The organism is Pseudomonas sp. St316, assembly GCF_018325905.1.
GTDB lineage: Bacteria > Pseudomonadota > Gammaproteobacteria > Pseudomonadales > Pseudomonadaceae > Aquipseudomonas.
This window is the reverse complement of record NZ_AP021901.1, coordinates 982059-1003660: the sequence shown is the minus strand read 5'-3', so window position 1 is coordinate 1003660 and position 21602 is coordinate 982059. Positions and strand designations below refer to the sequence as shown.

Annotated in this window: 19 protein-coding genes and 1 pseudogene; 15 read left to right on the top strand and 5 right to left on the bottom strand. The window is 60.6% G+C overall.

What is annotated here, in order from left to right; all coding sequences use genetic code 11:
- The first annotated feature begins 395 nt into the window (after window positions 1-395).
- From KI237_RS04395 to KI237_RS04355, 9 genes are all read left to right on the top strand, one after another.
- Window positions 396-1793, top strand: a complete 1398-nt coding sequence (locus KI237_RS04395; protein ID WP_212798953.1) for a polynucleotide adenylyltransferase PcnB — start codon at window positions 396-398, stop codon at window positions 1791-1793.
- Window positions 1794-1796: 3 nt separating this feature from the next.
- Complete coding sequence (folK, locus tag KI237_RS04390; protein ID WP_212798952.1) at window positions 1797-2279, top strand: 2-amino-4-hydroxy-6-hydroxymethyldihydropteridine diphosphokinase; 483 nt, start codon at window positions 1797-1799, stop codon at window positions 2277-2279.
- A 364-nt stretch (window positions 2280-2643) separates the two neighbouring features.
- Window positions 2644-3444, top strand: a complete 801-nt coding sequence (gene panB / locus KI237_RS04385) for a 3-methyl-2-oxobutanoate hydroxymethyltransferase (RefSeq protein ID WP_212798951.1) — start codon at window positions 2644-2646, stop codon at window positions 3442-3444.
- Complete coding sequence (gene panC / locus KI237_RS04380; RefSeq protein ID WP_212798950.1) at window positions 3441-4301, top strand: pantoate--beta-alanine ligase; 861 nt, start codon at window positions 3441-3443, stop codon at window positions 4299-4301. The genes panB and panC overlap by 4 nt, the downstream gene beginning before the upstream one ends.
- Window positions 4302-4669: 368 nt before the next feature.
- A complete protein-coding gene (gene pgi, locus KI237_RS04375; protein ID WP_212798949.1) occupies window positions 4670-6334 on the top strand; it encodes a glucose-6-phosphate isomerase in 1665 nt (554 codons plus the stop codon).
- A gap of 204 nt (window positions 6335-6538) precedes the next feature.
- Window positions 6539-8476: an acetate--CoA ligase gene (gene acs / locus KI237_RS04370; RefSeq protein WP_212798948.1), complete on the top strand. Its 1938-nt coding sequence runs from the start codon at window positions 6539-6541 to the stop codon at window positions 8474-8476.
- A gap of 140 nt (window positions 8477-8616) precedes the next feature.
- Entirely contained in the window at window positions 8617-9633 is a 1017-nt protein-coding gene (locus KI237_RS04365) for a class I SAM-dependent rRNA methyltransferase (RefSeq protein ID WP_212798947.1), read from the top strand.
- Window positions 9634-9754: 121 nt separating this feature from the next.
- Window positions 9755-12688 (top strand): DUF748 domain-containing protein, encoded by a 2934-nt coding sequence (locus KI237_RS04360; RefSeq protein WP_212798946.1) that lies wholly within the window; start codon window positions 9755-9757, stop codon window positions 12686-12688.
- 1 nt (window position 12689) lies between these two features.
- On the top strand, window positions 12690-12986 hold the full coding sequence (locus tag KI237_RS04355; RefSeq protein ID WP_212798945.1) for a DUF2845 domain-containing protein: 297 nt from the start codon (window positions 12690-12692) through the stop codon (window positions 12984-12986).
- A 285-nt stretch (window positions 12987-13271) separates the two neighbouring features.
- On the opposite strand, the gene KI237_RS04350 is transcribed toward KI237_RS04355, so the two are convergent.
- Complete coding sequence (locus tag KI237_RS04350) at window positions 13272-13625, bottom strand: BON domain-containing protein (RefSeq protein ID WP_212798944.1); 354 nt, start codon at window positions 13623-13625, stop codon at window positions 13272-13274.
- A gap of 267 nt (window positions 13626-13892) precedes the next feature.
- A complete protein-coding gene (locus KI237_RS04345) occupies window positions 13893-14300 on the bottom strand; it encodes a pilin (protein WP_212798943.1) in 408 nt (135 codons plus the stop codon).
- 224 nt (window positions 14301-14524) lie between these two features.
- Here KI237_RS04345 and pilB point away from each other — a divergent pair, with 224 nt between their 5' ends.
- From pilB to yacG, 5 genes and pseudogenes are all read left to right on the top strand, one after another.
- Window positions 14525-16225, top strand: coding sequence for a type IV-A pilus assembly ATPase PilB (gene pilB, locus KI237_RS04340; RefSeq protein WP_212798942.1), 1701 nt, complete (start codon window positions 14525-14527; stop codon window positions 16223-16225).
- Between the two features lie 2 nt (window positions 16226-16227).
- A pseudogene (locus tag KI237_RS04335) lies at window positions 16228-17444 on the top strand (type II secretion system F family protein).
- 1 nt (window position 17445) lies between these two features.
- Complete coding sequence (locus KI237_RS04330) at window positions 17446-18315, top strand: prepilin peptidase (RefSeq protein ID WP_212798941.1); 870 nt, start codon at window positions 17446-17448, stop codon at window positions 18313-18315.
- The gene (gene coaE, locus KI237_RS04325) at window positions 18315-18938 is read left to right on the top strand and encodes a dephospho-CoA kinase (RefSeq protein ID WP_212798940.1); all 624 of its coding nucleotides are present in this window, start codon (window positions 18315-18317) and stop codon (window positions 18936-18938) included. The genes KI237_RS04330 and coaE overlap by 1 nt, the downstream gene beginning before the upstream one ends.
- The gene (yacG, locus tag KI237_RS04320) at window positions 18935-19141 is read left to right on the top strand and encodes a DNA gyrase inhibitor YacG (protein ID WP_212798939.1); all 207 of its coding nucleotides are present in this window, start codon (window positions 18935-18937) and stop codon (window positions 19139-19141) included. Before coaE ends, yacG begins: the two co-directional genes overlap by 4 nt.
- On the opposite strand, the gene KI237_RS04315 is transcribed toward yacG, so the two are convergent.
- The 3 genes from KI237_RS04315 to KI237_RS04305 all read right to left on the bottom strand — a co-directional run bounded on the left by KI237_RS04315 (window position 19138) and on the right by KI237_RS04305 (window position 20554).
- The gene (locus KI237_RS04315; protein WP_013694234.1) at window positions 19138-19353 is read right to left on the bottom strand and encodes a hypothetical protein; all 216 of its coding nucleotides are present in this window, start codon (window positions 19351-19353) and stop codon (window positions 19138-19140) included. The genes yacG and KI237_RS04315 overlap by 4 nt on opposite strands.
- A 63-nt stretch (window positions 19354-19416) precedes the next feature.
- Window positions 19417-20103 (bottom strand): energy-coupling factor ABC transporter permease, encoded by a 687-nt coding sequence (locus KI237_RS04310; RefSeq protein WP_212798938.1) that lies wholly within the window; start codon window positions 20101-20103, stop codon window positions 19417-19419.
- Between the two features lie 37 nt (window positions 20104-20140).
- Window positions 20141-20554 (bottom strand): tautomerase family protein, encoded by a 414-nt coding sequence (locus KI237_RS04305; RefSeq protein WP_212798937.1) that lies wholly within the window; start codon window positions 20552-20554, stop codon window positions 20141-20143.
- Between the two features lie 152 nt (window positions 20555-20706).
- On the opposite strand from KI237_RS04305, the gene KI237_RS04300 reads away from it, so the two are divergent.
- On the top strand, window positions 20707-21600 hold the full coding sequence (locus tag KI237_RS04300) for a LysR substrate-binding domain-containing protein (protein WP_212798936.1): 894 nt from the start codon (window positions 20707-20709) through the stop codon (window positions 21598-21600).
- Window positions 21601-21602: the final 2 nt, after the last annotated feature.

The following is a 21602-nucleotide window of genomic DNA, read 5'->3' as shown; positions in this document are numbered from 1 at the left end:
AACCAGGCCGAGAACAATAAAAACTGTCTCAAGACAGGTGCCTGAACTGGTTGGATCGATTGATCATTGCAACACAGCGACCAAAGCAATCCGTTTGCTCTTGGCTCCCGATTGGGAGGGTCACGAAGGGAAAACCTAGTGACGCGGGCACTCAACAAAAACAAGAAGCCCGAAACCAATAATAAAAAAGAGCACGTAACTAATTCTGGGGGAGCTTCGGCTCCCCTTGTGGTTTCTGTCGTTCCGCCTCCCCGCAGCCTACAAGGCTTGTCGCGCAAGCTTGCAGCTCTAAACTGCTCCGTCCTACACCATCCCTCGACTAAATGCTAGAATCTCGGCCCATCATGCGGTCATTCTTCGTTTTTGGCCGAATATTCCTTCAAACAGTGCATCCCATGCTGAAGAAGCTGTTCCAGTCATTCCGTTCTCCCTTGCGTCGTACGCAACACATTCGCAGCACGCCTGAAGTGCTCAACAGCGGCCAGCATTCGCTGCAAAAGGCCCAGTTCAGCCGTTATGCGGTGAACATCGTCGAACGTTTGCAGAACGCCGGCTACCAGGCTTACCTGGTCGGTGGCTGCGTGCGCGACATGCTGCTCAACATCACCCCCAAGGATTTCGACGTCGCCACCAGCGCCACGCCGGAACAGATACGGGCCGAATTTCGCAATGCGCGGATCATTGGCCGGCGCTTCAAGCTGGTCCACATCCACTTCGGTCGCGAAATCATCGAAGTGGCAACCTTCCGCGCCAATCACCCGCAAAACGATGAAGAGGAAGACAGCAACCAGTCTTCCCGCAACGAGAGCGGGCGCATCCTGCGCGATAACGTCTACGGCACGCTGGAAGAAGACGCGCAACGCCGCGACTTCACCATCAACGCCCTGTATTACGATCCGGTCAGCGAACGCATCCTTGATTACGCCAACGGCGTACACGATATTCGCAATCGCCTGATCCGCCTGATTGGCGACCCCAAGCAGCGCTACCAGGAAGACCCGGTGCGAATGCTGCGGGCCGTGCGCTTCGCCGCCAAGCTGGATTTCGGCATCGAAAAACACAGCGCTGTGCCGATTCGCGAACTGGCGCCGATGCTGCGGGAAATCCCCTCGGCGCGCCTGTTCGAGGAAGTGCTCAAGCTGTTCCTGTCGGGCCACGCCGCAGACACCTTCGAGATGCTCGTGGACCTGCAGCTGTTCGATCCGCTGTTCCCCGCCAGCGCCGAAGCCCTGGAGCACAACCCGACCTACACCCACACCTTGATCAGCGAAGCACTGATCAACACCGACCTGCGCATCAAGCAGAACAAGCCGGTGACACCTGCGTTCCTGTTCGCCGCGTTGCTCTGGCCCGCCCTGCCGGCCCGGGTGTTGCGCCTGCAAGACCGAGGCATGCCGCCGATCCCGGCGATGCAGGAAGCTGCCCATGAGTTGATCGCCGAACAGTGCCAGCGCATCGCCATTCCAAAGCGCTTCACGATGCCGATCCGCGAGATCTGGGACATGCAGGAACGCCTGCCACGGCGCAGCGGCAAGCGTGCCGACCTGCTGCTGGACAACCCGCGTTTCCGCGCCGGCTACGACTTCCTGTTGCTGCGTGAAAGCGCGGGCGAGCAGACCGATGGCCTGGGTGAATGGTGGACCGACTACCAGGACGCCAATGACAGCGAGCGGCGCGACATGATTCGCGAGCTCAGCAGCAAGGATGACGGCGCCAGCGGCCCGCGCAAGCGCCGTCGCAGCAGCGGTGCCAAGCGCAAGCGTGCCGGTGCACCGAGCGCATCGGGCGAGTAATCAATGGAACGCATCTACATCGGTATGGGCAGCAACCTGGCCGAACCCGCCGAACAATTGCGCAGTGCCATCCAGGCGCTGGCGCAATTGCCCGACACTCAGCTGATGGGGGTCTCGGCGTTTTATCAAAGCGATTCCCTGCTGCCCGGCCAGCCGCCCTACACCAATGCAGTGGCGGCGCTCGACAGCCGCCTGGCACCGCTGGACCTGCTCGATGCGCTGCAAGCCATCGAAACCGGACAAGGTCGCGAACGCCTGGAACGCTGGGGCCCGCGCACCTTGGATCTGGATATCCTGCTGTTCGGCGATCGCCTGATCGATGAACCTCGCCTCAAGGTCCCCCATTACCACATGCAGGCCCGGGCCTTCGTGCTCTACCCACTGGCCGAGTTGGCGCCCGCCGATCTGCGCCTGGCCGATGGACGCTTGCTCCGGGACTTGCTCGCGGCATGCCCGTTTGTCGGCCTCGAACGCCTACCCAACTGACAAATCATCCCCTTGTGGGAGCGAGCTTGCTCGCGATAGCAATCTGTCAGCCAATACACCCGGCACTGACACACCGCCATCGCGAGCAAGCTCGCTCCTACAGGATCCGGTACCCGGCAGTCAGATCCGAAACACGCCTTCACGCTGAAACGCATCAGTAACCCCGGTAACACCCGGCGGTAACACATCCAATTGACTTCCCGAGTGCTCCTCACGACTATAGGCGTCCCGTTGCCGCCAATGCGGCGTTTAAAGGGCGCAATCCAGGCCTTACAAGCACCACACATAGAGGGTGCGCCTGTATAGATGACGATTCATGCGCGTTACTCGCAGTAGCTCAAGAGCGCCTAATGAGGACTTTTTCATGCCAGCTATTACCCTGACCACGCTGCAAGGCCTCAAGCAAAAAGGCGAGAAAATCGCCATGCTGACCTGCTATGACGCAACTTTCGCCCACGCCTGCAATGAAGCCGGTGTCGAAGTGTTGCTGGTGGGCGATTCCCTCGGCATGGTGCTGCAAGGTCACGACAGCACGCTGCCGGTGACCACCGCCGAGATGGCCTACCATGTGGCCGCCGTCAAACGCGGTAACACCGACGCACTGATTCTCGCCGACCTGCCATTCATGGCCTACGCCACCCTCGAACAAACCATGACTAACAGCGCCATGCTGATGCAGGCCGGCGCCCACATGGTCAAGGTTGAAGGCGCGTTGTGGCTGGCCGATTCGATTCGACTGCTGGCCGAGCGGGGAATCCCGGTGTGCGCGCACCTGGGCCTGACCCCACAAGCGGTGAACATCCTCGGTGGCTATAAAGTCCAGGGCCGCAATGAGAACCAGGCGCGGCAGATGCGCGCCGATGCGATTGCACTGGAGCAGGCAGGCGCGGCGATGTTGCTGCTCGAATGCGTGCCCAGCGAGCTGGCGGAAGAAATCACCCAGGCGGTGAAGATCCCGGTGATCGGAATCGGCGCCGGCCACGCCACCGATGGCCAGGTACTGGTGCTGCACGACATGCTAGGGCTGTCGATCACCGGTCGCGTGCCCAAGTTCGTGAAGAACTTCATGGCAGGGCAAACGTCTATCCAGGGCGCCCTGAGTGCCTATGTCGCGGAGGTCAAGGCCGCGACCTTCCCGGGCGCCGAACACGGGTTTTCTGCATGAACACCGTCAAAACCGTACGCGAACTGCGGGCCGCCGTGGCCCGGGCCCGCGGCGAAGGCAAACGCATCGCCTTCGTGCCGACCATGGGCAACCTGCACAGTGGTCACGTGGCGCTGGTCAACAAAGCCACGCAGCGGGCCGACTTCGTGGTGGCGAGCATTTTCGTCAACCCACTGCAATTCGGTGCCGGCGAAGACCTGGACAAATACCCCCGCACGCTGGCAGCCGACCAGGAGAAACTGCTCCAGGCCGGCTGCCATCTGTTGTTCGCTCCCAGCGTCGAAGAGATGTACCCCGACGGCATGGCCGGACAGACCCGGGTCAGCGTCCCACAATTGTCCGAAGGTTTGTGCGGCGCCAGCCGTCCAGGGCATTTCGAGGGTGTGGCGACGGTGGTCAGCAAACTGTTCAACATGGTCCAGCCCGACCTGGCGGTGTTTGGCCAGAAAGATTTCCAGCAACTGGCAGTGATTCGGGCACTGGTCCATGACCTGAACATGCCGATCCAGATCATCGGCGAACCGACCGTTCGCGCCGAGGACGGCCTGGCGCTGTCGTCACGCAATGGCTTCCTCAGCCCTGAGCAGCGCGCCGTCGCGCCGGTGGTCTATCGCGGCCTGAGCCAGATTGCCGAGGCGATCACACAGGGTCGACGAGATTTCCCGGCGCTGATCGATGAGCAGCTCAAGCAACTTGAAGCTGCCGGCCTGCGCCCCGATTACCTGGAAATCCGCCACGCCAAGACCCTGCGCCCGGCACTGAGCGAGGACCGCGACCTGGTGATTCTGGTGGCTGCATTTTTGGGCACCACGCGCCTGATCGACAACCTGCACCTGGACCTCGACACGCCCGCCTGAACCTGCGCAAACCCAGTAAGAGAAGACCTGTGAGAGCAAAGCTTGCTCGCGATAGCGATCTGGCAGTCGATCCAAGTGTTGAATGTGACGGCGTCGTCGCGAGCAAGCTTTGCTCCCACAAGGCTTGCTTTCACAGTTGATCATCGACATCCACTGCGTTTCCGTTTGTCGGACCTTTCCCGCCCCAGTTGTATAAAAAAGTACCGGGAAACTGTCTGACAAAGCCGAGACAGATCGCAACGCGAGGTTTACTGTAGTCGCCCTGCGTCCGGCGATCATGTCGATGCAGGGTCCGGACGCCCGTCCCATGTCGCGCCGGAATTTTTAGTGTACAAAAGGTCGTTCAAGTAAAAAGGAAACCCGCAGCGATGGCGTATTACCGAACCCCTCATGACGTGACCGCTCTGCCCGCCTGGCAAGCGCTGAATGACCACCGCAAAGCCATGCAGGATTTCAGCATGCGCGAAGCGTTCAATGCCGATCCACAGCGTTTCAACCAATTCACCTTGTCGAGCTGCGGCCTGTTTCTCGACTACTCGAAAAACCTGATCAACGCCCAGACCCGCGACCTGCTGGTTGGCCTGGCCAACGAAGTCGACCTCAAGGGTGCGATCAAGGCGCTGTTCGAAGGCGAAATCGTCAACGCCTCGGAAAACCGCCCTGCCCTGCACACCGCCCTGCGTCGGCCAGTGGGCGACAAGTTGCTGGTCAACGGCGTCAACGTGATGCCCGACGTGCACAAAGTGCTGAACCAGATCACCGACCTGGTAGGTCGCATTCACGACGGCCTGTGGCGCGGCTACACCGAGAAGCCGATCACGGACGTGGTGAACATCGGCATCGGTGGCTCGTTCCTCGGCCCGCAACTGGTGTCCGAAGCACTGCTGTCCTACACCCACAAGGGCGTGCGTTGCCACTACCTGGCGAACATCGACGGCAGTGAGTTCCATGAACTGACCATGAAGCTGCGTGCCGAGACCACGCTGTTCATCGTCTCGTCGAAATCCTTCAACACCCTCGAAACCCTGAAGAACGCCCAGGCCGCCCGCGCCTGGTACCTGGCCCAGGGTGGCTCCGAAGCGGAGCTGTATCGCCACTTCATCGCCGTGTCGAGCAACAACGCCGCCGCCGTGGCCTTCGGCATCCGCGAAGAAAACATCTTCCCGATGTGGGACTGGGTCGGCGGGCGTTACTCGCTGTGGTCGGCCATCGGCCTGCCGATCGCCCTGGCCATCGGCATGTCGAACTTCAAGGAATTGCTCTCCGGTGCCTATTCCATGGACCAGCATTTCCAGAGCGCTCCGTTCGAGCAGAACATGCCGGTGCTGCTGGCACTGCTGGGCGTGTGGTACGGCAACTTCTGGGGTGCGCAGAGCCATGCGATCCTGCCGTACGACCACTACCTGCGCAACATCACCAAGCATTTGCAGCAATTGGACATGGAATCCAACGGCAAGAGCGTGCGCCAGGACGGTACACCGGTGTCGACCGACACGGGCCCGGTCATCTGGGGCGGCGTCGGCTGCAACGGCCAGCACGCCTACCACCAGTTGCTGCACCAGGGCACCCAGTTGATCCCGGCCGACTTCATCGTGCCGATCGTCAGCTTCAACCCGGTTTCCGATCATCACCAGTGGCTGTACGCCAACTGCCTGTCCCAGAGCCAGGCGCTGATGCTCGGCAAGACCCGCGCCGAAGCCGAAGCCGAGCTGCGGGACAAGGGTGCCAGCGAAGAAGAGGTGCAGAAACTGGCCTCCCACAAAGTGATCCCGGGCAACCGTCCGAGCAACACCCTGGTGGTCGAACGCATCAGCCCGCGTCGCCTCGGCGCGCTGGTGGCGCTGTATGAACACAAGGTGTTCGTGCAGAGCGTGGTCTGGGGCATCAACGCCTTCGACCAATGGGGCGTGGAGCTGGGCAAGGAACTGGGCAAGGGTGTCTACAACCGCCTGGTAGGCAGCGAAGAAAGCCCGGCCGACGATGCTTCGACCCAGGGCCTGATCAACTACTTCCGCGGGCGTCATCGCGGCTGATCGTACCGCTCCCACAGCTCAGCGCTGAACCCTGTGGGAGCGAGCTTGCTCGCGATAGCGGCCGGACAGACAACTTCTTTGTCGGATGTCAGATCGCTATCGCGAGCAAGCTCGCTCCCATACGGCCTCCATGAACGACTTGAACTCGATATTCACTGGGCGCATCTTTATGACTTGTCGCAAAAACAAGAATAAGGAACCGTCATGTTCGATATCAGCCAGTACCCCCAAGCCGATGCCGTCCGCCGGGCTGCGCAACTGAGTCAGGACGAGTACCAGCGGCTTTATAAAGAATCCATCGAACACCCCAGCACCTTCTGGGCCGAGCAGGCCACGCGTTTTCTCGACTGGATGACGCCCTGGCAAACTGTCCAGCGCTATGACCTCAAGAACGGCGACGCGACCTGGTTCGCCGGCGGCAAGCTGAACGTCAGCGCCAATTGCATCGACCGCCACCTGGACAGCCGTGGCGACCAGATCGCGATCATCTGGGAAGGCGATGCCCCCGCCGAATCGGCGCAAATCACTTACAAAAAACTTCACAACCATGTGTGCCGCCTGGCCAACGTACTGAAAAGCCGTGGCGTGAAAAAAGGCGACCGGGTCTGCATCTACATGCCGATGATCCCCGAGGCCGCCTACGCCATGCTCGCCTGCACCCGCATCGGCGCGGTGCACTCGGTGGTGTTCGGTGGTTTCTCGCCGGACTCGCTGCGCGACCGGATTCTCGATGCCGATTGCCGCACCGTGATCACCGCGGACGAAGGCGTGCGCGGCGGGCGTTTCATCCCACTCAAGCGCAACGTCGACAAGGCCCTGGAAAGCTGCCCGAATGTCAGCACCGTGTTGGTGGTCGAACGCACCCAAGGCGAGGTGAGCTGGGTCGAAGGTCGCGACCTGTGGTACCACCAGGCCATGCACGAGATGAGCGACGACTGCCCACCCGAACCGATGGACGCCGAAGACCCGTTGTTCATCCTCTACACCTCCGGCAGCACTGGCAAACCCAAGGGCGTGCTGCACACCACGGGCGGCTATCTGCTGCAAGCGGCGATGACGTTCAAGTACGTGCTCGATTATCGCGACAACGAAGTGTTCTGGTGCACCGCCGATGTCGGCTGGGTCACCGGCCATAGCTACATCGTCTACGGCCCACTGGCCAATGGCGCCACCACGCTGATCTTCGAGGGCGTGCCGAGCTACCCGAGCAGTTCGCGTTTCTGGCAGGTGATCGACAAGCATCAGGTCAACATCTTCTACACCGCACCGACCGCCCTGCGCGCACTGATGCGCGAAGGTGCCGGACCGTTGCAGGAAACGTCCCGCAAAAGCCTGCGATTGCTCGGCAGCGTCGGTGAGCCGATCAACCCGGAAGCGTGGGAATGGTATTTCAACACGGTAGGCGAACAACGCTGCCCGATTGTCGATACCTGGTGGCAGACCGAAACCGGCGGCATCATGCTCAGCCCGTTGGTGAGTGCACCACGGCTCAAGCCAGGCTGCGCCACCCGGCCGATGTTCGGCGTGCAACCGGTGTTGCTGGATGAAGTGGGCAAGGAAATCAGCGGCGCCGGCAGCGGCGTACTGGCGATCAAATCCAGTTGGCCAGGGCAGATTCGCAGCGTCTACGGCGATCATCAACGCATGGTCGACACTTACTTCAAACCCTACCCCGGCTATTACTTCACCGGCGACGGCGCGCGCCGCGACGAAGACGGCGATTACTGGATCACCGGGCGCATCGACGATGTGATCAACGTCTCCGGGCATCGCATCGGCACCGCCGAAGTGGAAAGCGCCCTGGTGCTGCACGACAACATTGCCGAAGCGGCCGTCGTCGGCTATCCCCACGACCTCAAGGGCCAGGGCATCTACGCCTTTGTCACGCCGATGAACGGTGTGGAGGCCAATGACGAACTGAAGAAGGAACTGCTGGCCCACGTCAGCAAGGAAATCGGCAGCTTCGCCAAGCCGGAACTGATCCAGTGGGCGCCGGCGTTGCCCAAGACCCGCTCGGGCAAGATCATGCGGCGTATTCTGCGCAAGATCGCCTGCAACGAACTCGACAGCCTCGGCGACACCTCGACCCTGGCCGATCCAAGCGTGGTGGAAGGGTTGATAGAGAAGCGCCTGAACCGCTGAGGATTCCTGTGGGAGCGAGCTTGCTCGCGACGGAGCCCCGTCAGTCTAGACCGCCATCGCGAGCAAGCTCGCTCCCACAGGGACCACGTCAGCCATAACTGCTAAACTCCCGCGCCTCATTTCTCTAAGGCGCGCCCGGCATGTCTTCCTTGAATCTGGCGCTGCGCGCCGCCCTCGACCAGCGCCAGGAGCTGCTCGGCCAACTGCACCAGCAAGGCACCGACTGCTATCGCCTGTTCCATGGCAGCCAGGAAGGCGCACCCGGCCTGACCATCGACCGCTATGGCCCGCAACTGCTGGTACAGAGTTTCCATCAATCGCTGGAGCGCGACGACCTGCTGCAACTGCATGGCATCGTCAACGAACAGCTGGGCCTGGAGACTCTCTTGGTCTACAACGATCGCGCCCGGGGCAATTCGCGCATCGACCGCCAAGACATCGTCTATCAGGCTGACGAAGCCGCCCTGCAAGATCTGGTCGGGCATGAATGGGGCTTGAATTATCGCGTCCGCGGTCGCCATGCCGGCCAGGATCCACTGCTGTTCCTCGACCTGCGCAACGCCCGGGGCTGGGTCAAGGAACACAGCCGCAACAAAAGCGTGCTGAACCTGTTCGCCTACACCTGCGGCGTCGGCCTGAGCGCTGCGGCCGGTGGCGCACGGGAGGTGTGCAACCTGGACTTCGCCGAGGGCAACCTGGCGGTGGGCCGCGAAAACGGCCTGCTCAACCCCGGTTTGCCGCCGATGGAATTCGTGCAGTCAGACTACTTCCCGGCGATTCGCCAGCTGGCCGGCCTGCCCATCAGCCAGCGTCGCGGGCAGAAACTGCCCAGCTACGTGCGCCTGGAGCAACGCCAGTACGACCTGGTGCTGCTCGATCCACCGGCCTGGGCCAAAAGTGCGTTCGGTACCGTCGACCTGTTGCGTGACTACCAAAGCCTGCTGAAACCGGCGCTGCTCACCACCGCCGACAATGGCGTGCTGATCTGCTGCAACAACCTGGCAAAAGTACCCATGGACGACTGGCGCGAGCAGGTGTTGCGTTGTGCGGAAAAAGCCGGTCGCCCGGTGCGCGAGTGGAGCGTGCTGACGCCCGGCAGCGACTTCCCCTCCCTGGACCAGCAGCCGCCGCTCAAGACGTTGATTCTCCAGCTCTAGGCCCGCGTCGGAATTCTCACCGAGAAAACCGGACAACTCTCATAAATCACAGTGACTTCGGAACCGTAAACGCATGCCATACTCCAAGGCATTCCGAATTCACATCAAGATGAAGCCGCACATGCCCAAAGGATTGATTCGCGCTATCGGCGCTCTGTTGACCGCACTGGCCCTCTACAGCCTGTTGGGGTTCCTGATCTTGCCGGGCATCGCCTTGCGCATCGCCAACCAGCAATTGGCCGCGCTTGCGACGGTGCCGGCCCAGATCCAACGTATAGAACTCAATCCCTTCAGCCTTGAAGTCACCCTCTGGGGCCTGAATATCGGCGAACCGGGCAAAGAGCAAGTCGGCTTCGAACGGCTGTATGCCAATTTGCAACTCGACAGCGTGTGGTCCGGCGCCCTGCACCTGGTCGACATCGAACTGGACAAGCCCAAGACCGAAGTGATGTTCGCCAAGGACGGTCAGTTGAACCTGCTGGGCCTGTTCAAGCTGCCGGCCAGCGAACCGACGCCCGCCAATCCCGAGGCCAAGCCGTTCCCCCTGCGGGTCGATCGCATCAAGTTGGCCGGCGGCTATGTGCATTTCCAGGACCTGCGCCCCAGCGAGCCTATTGAGTTTCTCTACGACACCCTCGATTTCGAGCTGAAGAACCTCAGCACCCTGCCCGACGACAATGCCGACATGACCCTGGTGGCTGCTGGCCCTCAGGGCGGACAGATCGACTGGACCGGTAATTTCAGCCTCACGCCGATCGCCTCCCAAGGCACGCTCAAAGTCACTGGCGGCCAGATGAAAGCCTGGTGGCCCTATGTGCGCGACGCCGTACCGCTGGTGTTGGAAAACGGTGTCTTGAACCTCAGCACCGACTACTCACTCAACCTGGCCAAGGGCACTGAGCTGCTGCTCAAGAACGTAGCGGTCAGCGTCGCGCCCTTCGCCATCAAGGCGCCCGATGGCCGTCCGCTGGTGAAGCTCGAACGCCTGGACGTGAGTGAAACCTCGGTGGACCTGGCCAAGCAGCAAGTTATCGTGGGCAAGATCCGCAGCCAGAAGCTGGAAACCTGGGCCGCTCGCGAGGCGGACGGGCAACTGGACTGGCAGAAACTCTTCGCCAGCCAGCCGGCCAAACCGCAGGTCAAGGCTGAGCCGGCGTCCGCCCCGGCGGCGGCCGACTCACCAAAAACCGAACCGGCACCGCCCAGCAAACCGTGGCAGGTGATATTGAAGGACGTGCAACTGCGCGGTTATCAGGTGCACCTGGCCGACCGCCAGGCCCAGCCCGCCGTGGCACTGGAGGTCGGCCCGCTGAACCTTGACCTGCAGAACTACGACACCCTCAACGGCTCGCCCTTTACCCTCAAGCTGGACACCGGGATCGGCAAGCAGGGCAAGATCCTCGCCGACGGCGAGGTCAACCTGAACCCGATCACCGCCAAGCTCAAGGTCAAGACCCAGGATGTCGACCTGCGCGTCGCCCAGTCGTACATCAACCCGTTCATTCGCCTGGAGCTGCGCTCCGGGATGCTCGGCACCGATCTGGCAGTCGACCTCAAAAGCACCGAACCGCTGGCATTTGCCGTCACCGGCCGCGCCCAAGTCGATCAGTTGCACACCCTCGACACCCTCAAGACCCGCGACTTCCTCAAGTGGCAGAGCGTGGTCCTCGAAGGCCTCAGTTATCAGCACGGTGACAGCCTGTCCATCGACAAGGTCAACCTGTTCCAGCCCTACGCGCGCTTCATGATCAACGACGACCGCACCACCAGCGTCGACGACCTGCTAATCCCGCAGCCGGCCGACAGCGGCACGAAGAAAACCGCGGCAAAACCCGCCAACCAGGAAAAACCCCTGGGTATTCACATCGGCGGCATTGCCATTAACGACGGCTCGGCCAACTTCGCCGACTTCAGCCTGACGCCCAATTTCGCCACGGCCATCCAACAGCTCAACGGCGAGATCGGCACCATCGACAGCCGCCAGGCCAAACCGGCCAGCGTGGACGTCAAGGGCAAGGTCGATCGCTATGCACCGGTCACCATCAAGGGTGCGGTCAACCCCTTCGACCCAATGGCCAGCCTCGACATCGCCACCAGTTTCAAACGGGTCGAGTTGACCACCCTGACCCCCTACTCCGGCAAGTTTGCCGGCTATCGCATCCGCAAGGGCCGGCTCAATCTCGACCTGCATTACCGGATCACCCAGGGCAAGCTCCAAGCGGAGAACAAGGTGGTGGTCGAGCAACTGCAACTCGGGGAGAAAGTCGACAGCCCGGACGCCGTGAGCCTGCCGCTGAAACTGGCCGTCGCCTTGCTCAAGGACTCCGAGGGCAAGATTTCCATCGAGCTGCCGGTTTCCGGCGACCTCAACGACCCACAATTCAGTGTCATGCCAATCGTCTGGCAGACCCTGCGCAACCTGGTGGTCCGAGCGGCCCAGGCGCCGTTCAAGCTTATCGGTGGGCTGGTGGCCGGTGGCGGCTCGGAGGACCTGGGCAGCGTGGCGTTTGCGCCGGGTTCCAGCGACCTGAGTAAGGACAACGAAGGCACGCTGCTCAAACTGTCCGAGGCCCTTGGCAAACGTCCGGAGCTGCGCCTGGAGATCGAAGGTACCGCCGCCGAAAGCAGCGACGGTCCGTTGCTCGCCGCCCAGCGCCTGGAGCGCGAATACCAGTACAACTACTACAAGATGCTCCAGCGTCGGGGTGACAAAGTACCGGCCCAGGCCTCGCTGATACAGGTGCCCGAGGATGAAAAGCCGCCGCTGCTCGAAGGCATCTACCGTACGCGCCTCAAGACCCAGCCACCGGCCGAATGGACGCAACTGGATAAAAAGGCACGCATCGAGAAACTGCGTGAAGGTGTGATCAAGTTCTGGAGTGGCAGTGACGTGCTGTTGCGCCAACTGGGGCAGGAACGGGCCAGCAGTATCAAGGACTTCCTGGTGGACAAAGGGCAGTTGGCCGACGACCGCGTGTACTTCATCGACGCCAGCCTCGGCCAGGCCGAAAGCGATGGCCGGGTGATTACCCCGATGCATCTGGATGCCGAATAAGATGAAACCCTGGTTGGGGCTCAGCCTGGGTCTATTGCTGGCCGCCAGCCAGGCCTCGGCTGCCGACACGCTACGTTGCGGCAGCCAGTTGATCAGCGTCGGCGACCGCTCCAGCGAAGTGCTGCAAAAGTGCGGTCAGCCTGCGGCGCGGGATGACCTGGGCTACAAGCGCAGTGTCAATCGCCGGGAGGAGTACCCGGTGGAAGAATGGACCTACGGCCCCAACAGTGGCATGTATCAGTACCTGCGTTTCGAGGGTAATCGGCTGGTGCAGATCACCAGCAAGCGGGGGCGGTGAATGTACCGCCGCCATCGCGAGCAAGCTCGCTCCCACATTTGATCGCATCACGGCCCCTGCGGGAGCGAGCTTGCTCGCGATAAGGGCAACTCGATTTCCCAGACAGCCCCACAAACCTCACCCGCACTTTTCCACCCCGCAATAGAACAGGCCCCCGGCACGAATGCCGGGGGCCTGTAATGGCCACATCCCTATGGCCTTTCGCATGAACTCCAAAGCGACGGCAAGCGTATATCCTGGCCCGCTTGCCGCGCCTTCTCCCAGTCCAGGCGAGAAGTCTTAGCCTTATTCGGCTTTCAGGCCGTCAGCCGACACGGCTTGGACGCCTTTGATTTTCTTGGCGATCGCAACGGCAGTTTTCTTCTGCGCTTCGGTCACGGCAACGGTCGACGACAGGGACACAACGCCTTTGTTGGTTTCCACTTTGATGTCGGTGCCAGGAATGCCTTTCTCGGTGACCAAGTCAGCTTTGACCTTGGTGGTAATCCAGGTGTCCTTGGTTTCTTCCTTGGCCTTGGTCACTTCGCCAGCAGCCAGCATCATCGGCGCCTGATTCGCTTGAGTGGTTTCGGCGAATGCGCTAGCCATGGTCAAGGTCAGTGCGGTTGCAGCGGCGGCAGTGATAGCAAACTTCTTCATACGAGTAACTCCTGTTTTTCTCAAAAACTGCCGGAGGTACATCCCGGCAGGGTTATCAGGAGTAGTGCGAAGGTTGTGCCAGTTTTGAGAAATTAATTAATTACTTATAAATCAACAAGTTAAGCGAAGCGGCGAAATTCACAATCATGCAAATTGCATGAGCATCCCATTTTCAACATGCAACATGCCGATCCTGCCTTGCCGCTAAGCTGATAAATCAAGAAGGGTTTGCATGGCGAGGGAGCGGCCCCCCTCGCCGTGAGAGTATCAGGTGCCAGGGCAAGAGATCGGCAGGTATTCCTTGGGTGCGGTGGATCCGCATGTCCAGAGGCCGTTGACATCACGGCTGAGGGTGATCGTCTTACCTACTACGGAGGCAGGGGCGTTCAGGAGGGTACAAACGATGGTGCCTGCCGTCGTAGCCGTACCTGACACCGAAATTGTGCAGTTGCTGGTTGTGGTCGGGGCGTTCATGAGGGCCAGCGTCGGAGTAACGCCCTGATTCATCTGATCCTCGTACGCTACCTTCAGCGCCGAGATTTCCCCCAGCCCGGCGGTAGCCTTCGCCCGCGCTTGGTACCTGGAATATTGCGGCAACGCAAACGTCGCCAGGATGCCGATGATCGCCACGACGATCAGCAGCTCGATCAGCGTAAAGCCCTTTTGCTTGCTCATAGACATCTCCCATGCATGAGTCGAAATCTCATGACCTTTAATCGCCATTGCAGGGCACATGCCAATCCTCAAACCCCATCATTAAAGGGGGTTGAACCCGCACAACGGCAACGTCCTACCTCAACAACCGCACTATCTGACGTTTTTTGTCACCCCGGCCCGCTGGTTTGGCGTGGATGCTTGACTAGGCTATAAGTCATGAACTGTCCGCGTCCGGTACCCATATGAATGACATCGCCCTCAGCGGCCTGACCAAGCAATTGGTGTCGGCCGAACTGCTCACCGAGCAAAGTGCGCAACAGGCGTATCAACAGGCCCAACGCAATCGCATCCCCTTGGTCAGCTACCTGGTGCAAAACAAACTGGTCCAGAGCCGCCAGGTCGCGGAGATCGCCTCGGAGCATTTCGGCGTCGCCCTGCTGGACCTCAACAGCCTGGACAAAGAAACCCAACCCACCGGCCTGGTCAGCGAAAAACTGGTACGCCAGCACCACGCCCTGCCGCTGTGGCGGCGTGGCAACAAATTGTATGTAGGCATCTCCGACCCCACCAATCACCAGGCCATCAACGACATCCAGTTCAGCACTGGCCTGACCACCGAAGCCATCCTGGTGGAGGACGACAAGCTCAGCGACGCCATCGAAAAATTTTTCGAGTCCAGCAGCACCGGCCTGGAAGGCATGGGCGATGTCGACCTCGACGGCCTGGACATCGAATCGATCGACGACACCCAGCAGGATTCCATCGCAGGCCAGGACACCGACGATGCGCCCGTGGTGCGTTTCGTCAACAAGATGCTGCTGGACGCGATCAAGGGTGGCTCTTCCGACCTGCACTTTGAGCCCTACGAAAAAATCTACCGGGTGCGAGTGCGCACCGACGGCATATTGCGGGAAGTGGCCAGGCCGCCGACCCAGTTGGCCAACCGTATCGCCGCCCGCCTGAAAGTCATGGCCAGCCTGGATATTTCCGAGCGACGCAAACCCCAGGACGGCCGTTTGAAAATGCGCTTGTCGAAAACCAAGTCCATCGACTTCCGGGTCAACACCCTGCCCACGCTCTGGGGCGAAAAAGTGGTGATCCGGATCCTCGACCCGTCCAGCGCGCAAATGGGCATCGATGCCCTGGGCTACGAACCGGATCAGAAAGACTTGTACATGGCCGCCCTCAAGCAACCACAAGGGCTGATCCTGGTGACCGGCCCGACCGGCTCGGGCAAGACCGTGTCGCTCTACACTGGGCTGAATATCCTCAATACCGTGGACATCAACATTTCCACCGCCGAAGACCCGGTGGAGATCAACATGGAAGGCATCAACCAGGTCAACGTGAACCCGCGCCAGGGGCTGGATTTCGCCCAGGCCCTGCGCTCGTTCCTGCGCCAGGACCCGGACGTGATCATGGTCGGCGAAATCCGCGACCTGGAAACCGCCGAGATCGCCATCAAGGCCGCCCAGACCGGTCACCTGGTGCTCTCCACATTGCACACCAACAGCGCCGCCGAAACCCTGATCCGCTTGCAGAACATGGGCATCCCGGGGTTCAACATCGCCACCGCCGTGCATCTGATCATCGCCCAGCGGCTGGCGCGCAAGCTGTGCAGTCACTGCAAGAAGGCCATCGAGATTCCCGAGGAAACGTTGCTCAAGGAAGGTTTTCCTCGGGAACGCATCGGCACATTCACGATCTATGAGCCGGTCGGTTGCGAACAATGCAACAACGGTTACAGAGGGCGCGTGGGGGTTTACGAAGTGGTCAAGAACACGCCCGAGCTGCAACGGTTGATCATGGCCGAGGGCAACTCGCTGGAAATCGATCTGCAAATGCGCAAGGACGGCTTCAATGACCTGCGCACATCGGGGCTGATCAAAGTGATGCAAGGCGTCACCAGCCTCGAAGAAATCAACCGGGTCACCAAGGATTGAACATGGCGGTCAAGGCAGTCAAAACCGATGTTTACACCTGGGAAGGCAAGGACCGCAAAGGCACAAAAATGAGTGGCGAGCTGACGGGCCAGAGCCCGGCACTGGTCAAGGCACAACTGCGCAAACAAGGCATCAACCCGCAGAAGGTGCGCAAGAAATCCACCTCGATATTCAGCAAGGGCAAGCGCATCAAGCCGCTGGATATCGCCCTCTTCACCCGCCAGATGGCCACGATGCTCAAGGCCGGCGTGCCACTGTTGCAGGCGTTCGACATCATTGGCGAAGGCTTCGACAACCCCAACATGCGCAAGCTGGTGGACCAGGTGAAGCAGGAAGTCGCCGCCGGCAACAGCTTCGCCGCGGCGCTGCGCAAGTGCCCGCAATATTTCGACGAGCTGTACTGCAACCTGGTAGACGCTGGCGAACAGGCCGGTGCCCTGGACACGCTGCTGGACCGGGTCGCGACCTACAAGGAAAAGAGCGAAGCGCTCAAGGCCAAGATCAAGAAAGCCATGACCTATCCAATCGCCGTGGTGCTCGTTGCCGCCGTGGTCACGGGGATCCTGCTGGTCAAGGTCGTGCCGCAGTTCGAATCGGTGTTCTCCGGGTTCGGCGCGCAACTGCCGGCCTTCACGGTGATGGTCATCGGCTTGTCGGAAATCATGCAGCAATGGTGGTGGATGATGCTTGGCGGGGTGGTGGGGGCATTTTTTGGCGTGAAGTACGCGCTCAGGCGTTCGGAGCCCTTTCGTGATTGGCGCGATAAATGGCTGCTCAAGCTGCCGCTGATAGGCACCTTGATGTACAAATCCGCCGTGGCCCGCTACGCCCGGACGCTTTCCACCACCTTCGCCGCTGGCGTGCCGCTGGTGGAGGCCCTGGATTCAGTGTCTGGCGCCACCGGCAACGTGGTGTTCAAACGTGCCGTGCAGCGCATCAAGCAGGACGTCTCGACCGGCATGCAGTTGAATTTTTCCATGCGCACCTCAGGGATTTTCCCGAACCTGGCGATCCAGATGACGGCCATCGGCGAGGAGTCCGGTGCGCTGGACGACATGCTCGACAAGGTGGCGAGCTTTTATGAGGCCGAGGTGGACAATCTGGTGGACAACCTCACCAGCCTGATGGAACCCTTCATCATGGTGGTCTTGGGGTGGTCGTCGGCGGCCTGGTGGTTGCCATGTACTTGCCCATCTTTCAACTCGGCTCTGCGATCTGACATGCCCCTGAGCGAATTCTTCGTGCTGTACCCCCTGGCTTTCGTGCTCGTTGCGGCGTTGCTCGGCCTGATCATCGGCAGTTTCCTCAACGTGCTGGTGTGGCGTCTGCCGAAGATGCTCGACCGCGAGTGGCGCGTGCAAGCCCATGAACTGCTGGGCCTGCCGGCCGAAACCCCGGGCCCGGTCTACAACCTGATGCTGCCCCATTCCCAATGCCCGCACTGCGGCCATCGCATCCGCGCCTGGGAAAACATTCCGCTGCTCAGCTACCTGATGCTGCGCGGCCGCTGTTCGAGCTGCGCCGCGCCCATCGGCAGGCGTTATCCCCTGACCGAACTGGCCTGCGGTGCGTTGTCGGCGTTCGTCGCCTGGCATTTCGGCTTTGGCTGGCACGCCGCGATGGTGATGGTATTGACCTGGGGCCTGCTGGGCATGAGCCTGATCGACGCCGAGCATCAATTGCTGCCCGATACCCTGGTGCTGCCGTTGTTGTGGCTGGGCTTGATCATCAACAGCTTCGGACTCTTCGTGTCCTTGAACCAAGCGATGTGGGGCGCGGTGGCCGGCTATCTGGCACTGTGGTCGGTGTTCTGGGTGTTCAAGCTGATCACCGGCAAGGAAGGCATGGGCTACGGGGATTTCAAGCTGCTGGCGATGCTCGGCGCCTGGGGTGGCTGGCAGATCCTGCCGTTGACGCTGCTGCTGTCGTCACTGGTGGGTGCCGTCGTCGGGGTGATTGTGCTGCGTTTGCGTGATGCTCCCGGGTCGACACAGATCCCCTTTGGACCTTATCTGGCCATTGCCGGCTGGATTGCCTTGCTCTGGGGTGGTCAAATAACCGACTTCTATTGGCAGTCTGTCGGTTTTTAATGAATACCTCAGTGAAAAAACCCTGGATTCTCGGCCTGACCGGTGGCATCGGCAGCGGCAAGAGCGCGGCGGCCCAGCATTTCATCGACCTGGGCGTGCACGTCATCGACGCCGATCATGCGGCGCGCTGGGTGGTCGAGCCCGGGCGCCCGGCGCTGGCGAAAATAGCCGAGCACTTCGGCCCCGGCGTATTGCAGGCCGACGGCGCCCTGGACCGGGCGGCGCTGCGCAAGCTGATCTTCGAGAATGCCGATGAACGCCGCTGGCTCGAGGCGTTGCTGCATCCGCTGATCGCCGAGGAAATCGCCCATCACCTGGCCCAGGCACAATCGCCCTATGCGATCCTCGTATCGCCGCTGCTGATCGAGTCAGGACAGTACGCCATGACCCAGCGGGTCCTGGTGATCGATGCACCAGAACAACTGCAGATCGAACGTACGTTGCAGCGCGACCAGACCAACGAGCAGCAGGTCCAGGCAATTCTCAAGGCCCAGTCCAGCCGCCAGGATCGCCTGAGCCATGCCGACGACGCAGTGGTCAACGATCGCGACCTCGCCTGGCTGCACAGCGAGGTCGAGCGCCTGCATCACTTTTATCTTACTTTGCGTGGAGGCCAAGCATGAGCCAGACCCCAACCGTTGATTGCCCAACCTGTGGCGCCCCTGTGGAATGGAGCCCGGAGAGCAAATTCCGGCCGTTCTGTTCTGATCGCTGCAAACTGATCGACCTCGGCGCCTGGGCGTCGGAAGAACACAAGATTCCGCTCAGCCCCGACGCCGAGGACGAACTCTTCAGCGAAGATTTCGAACCGCGCTCACACCATTAAGGCCGCATGAAACCGTAGTCCTGTTCATCGTCGAGGTTTTCCGCGAGGAAACTCAACTCATCGGCCAGGTCTTCAGGGCTGCGCACGGTCTTGCTCTGTTGCACGATCGCACTGAGCAAGGCGCGCAGGCTCAAGCCCGGGTCGAAGCCGATCTCCATTGCGGCATCGTGACTACGCCTGATCTCTTGTCTGGCCCACTCATAAACACTCATGGTTGTGCTCCTGGAAATTTTCCAAAGCATGAAGGGCGTGTGGCGGTGCAGCCTTGACGTGAATCAAGGCTTGTCATCATCGTTCCACGGCGCCGACAGGTAGCGCGTGCGGTTGAAGGTCTCCAGCCATTCGGGACTGAACACCACCAACGCACTGATCACCATGCCGTTGATGAAGGCCTCGGGAAAGATGATCAGCCAGAGGTAGCCGACAAAATCTTCCAGCCAGTAAGGCATGGCGAATATACCGTCGTACCACAGCAGGCCAAGCCCCAGCAGCAGGCACGCCAACGCCGAAAGCGCGGCCGCGAGAAACCCCGAACAGAAGATATACACGAACAGATTGCGCGGCTGGGCGCGCTCCACCAGGATCGCGCAACACTCGGTGACCAGCACCGGCAACAGGATCAGCAGCGCACCGTTGACCCCTACCGCCGCCATGTCCTGACGGCCCAGCAGCACCAGCGCGAGCTGCGCGCACAGGCCACCGAGGATCGCCAACGGCCAGTCCAGCAACAGCGTCACGGCAGTCATGCCGATGAAGTGATACGAAACGCCCGTATCGAAATCCCGGCGCACCAGCCACAACATGAACAACGCCAGCACCGTGCCGAACAACAGATGCTGGCGACGGCTGTCGGTGAACAGCTCGACCCACGGCGCCCGCACCACGGCCCAGACCAACACCGGCACATACATCAGCCAACCGGCCACCAGGGTCTGCGGTGAAAGCAGTTCGGCACCGATCATGGGCTACTCCTGCGAGAACTTGAACGCCGTCCGTGCGCTACTCAGTAGCGACACTTCCTGGCTGTTGTACCAGGGCCATTGCAAACTTACCAAAGCCTACCGACCAATCCGAATAGTCATTCTCGTGCATGAATATGAAAACGTCTTGCGGACGAACCTCGGCTTGAACCCCGAGATTGTCCGCGATTTTTTTGTAGAGCTCGCGCTTCATCGCATCACTGCGCCCCCTGCGCATCGTAATCTCAATCACGATCAAATGGTCTGAACGAGCCACACCGTTAAACGTGCGGCTGTAGAAAAACTGTTCAGGGTCATAGTCCGTGACCAGGTTGAACAGTTCATCCTCGGGCATACCAATGCTCTCGACCAGCGCTTGGTGTATGCCATCGACGATGCGCTGACGCTGCTGCTGGCTGGTGCCCTTGATGATGGCTGTACGAACGAATGGCATGTGATCTGCTCTCAATTTGATTTGCAATACCCCCTCGATCCTGGCCACTCGCGATGGTCGTCAGTTACTTGGAGAACCTGGAGATTCTGCAAAATCCGCACAGCGCCTGATATCGATTTATACGCCCGATGTAATTGAGTTAAAGTCACTTCATGAAACGTCGCCTTCCCCCATTGAATGCACTGCACACCTTCGAGGCCGCTGCCCGATTGGGCAAAATGATCACGGCCGCCGAGGAACTGTCTGTCACGCCTGGCGCTGTGAGCCGCCAGGTACGCCAGCTGGAACTGAGTCTTGGCGTGGACTTGTTCGAAGGCCCAAAAAACAAACCGCAGCTCACCGCTGCCGCAAGAGAACTGCTGCCGGAACTGACGGCCGCACTGGATCAGATCGAGGCCGCGGTGAGCAGGGTCCGAGACACGGCGACAGGCACCCTGGACGTGTCCTGCTTCAGCACATTTACGCTCAAGTGGCTGATACCGCGTCTTTTCGACTTCAATACGACGTACCCAGAGATCAAGATTCGCCTGAGCTCACCGGTTCACGGAACCGATCCGGGCCGAGATCGCTATGACGTGATGATCACGGCTGAACAGGGCATCGTGGGTGAACCAAAGAACACCGTCCGGCTGTTTCCTGAACGATTGGGTGTCGTGTTGTCGCCCACCTTGTCCGCGCGTATTCAATTAACCGACTTGGGTTCGATTTTCAGCCATCCCCTGCTGCATACCAAAACCCGTCCGGATGCCTGGACAAACTGGGGGGATGCGATTGGACACCAGGCCACTGCGCCAGCCGGACTGGAATACGAGCACTATTACTTTACGTTGGAGGCGGCGATTGCCGGCCTGGGGATTTGTGTTGCTCCGTGGCACCTGGTGGCCGACGACATTCGCCTTGGCCGCCTGGTGGCACCGTTTGGGTTTCATCCGAGCCGCTACAGCTACATCGCGAAGCGAAGCGCACAACACAGCAAGAAATTGGATCTTTTCTGCGCCTGGCTGACCCGTCAGGCTGAACAGGATGGCCTGCCGGGCCCAGCCTGAGC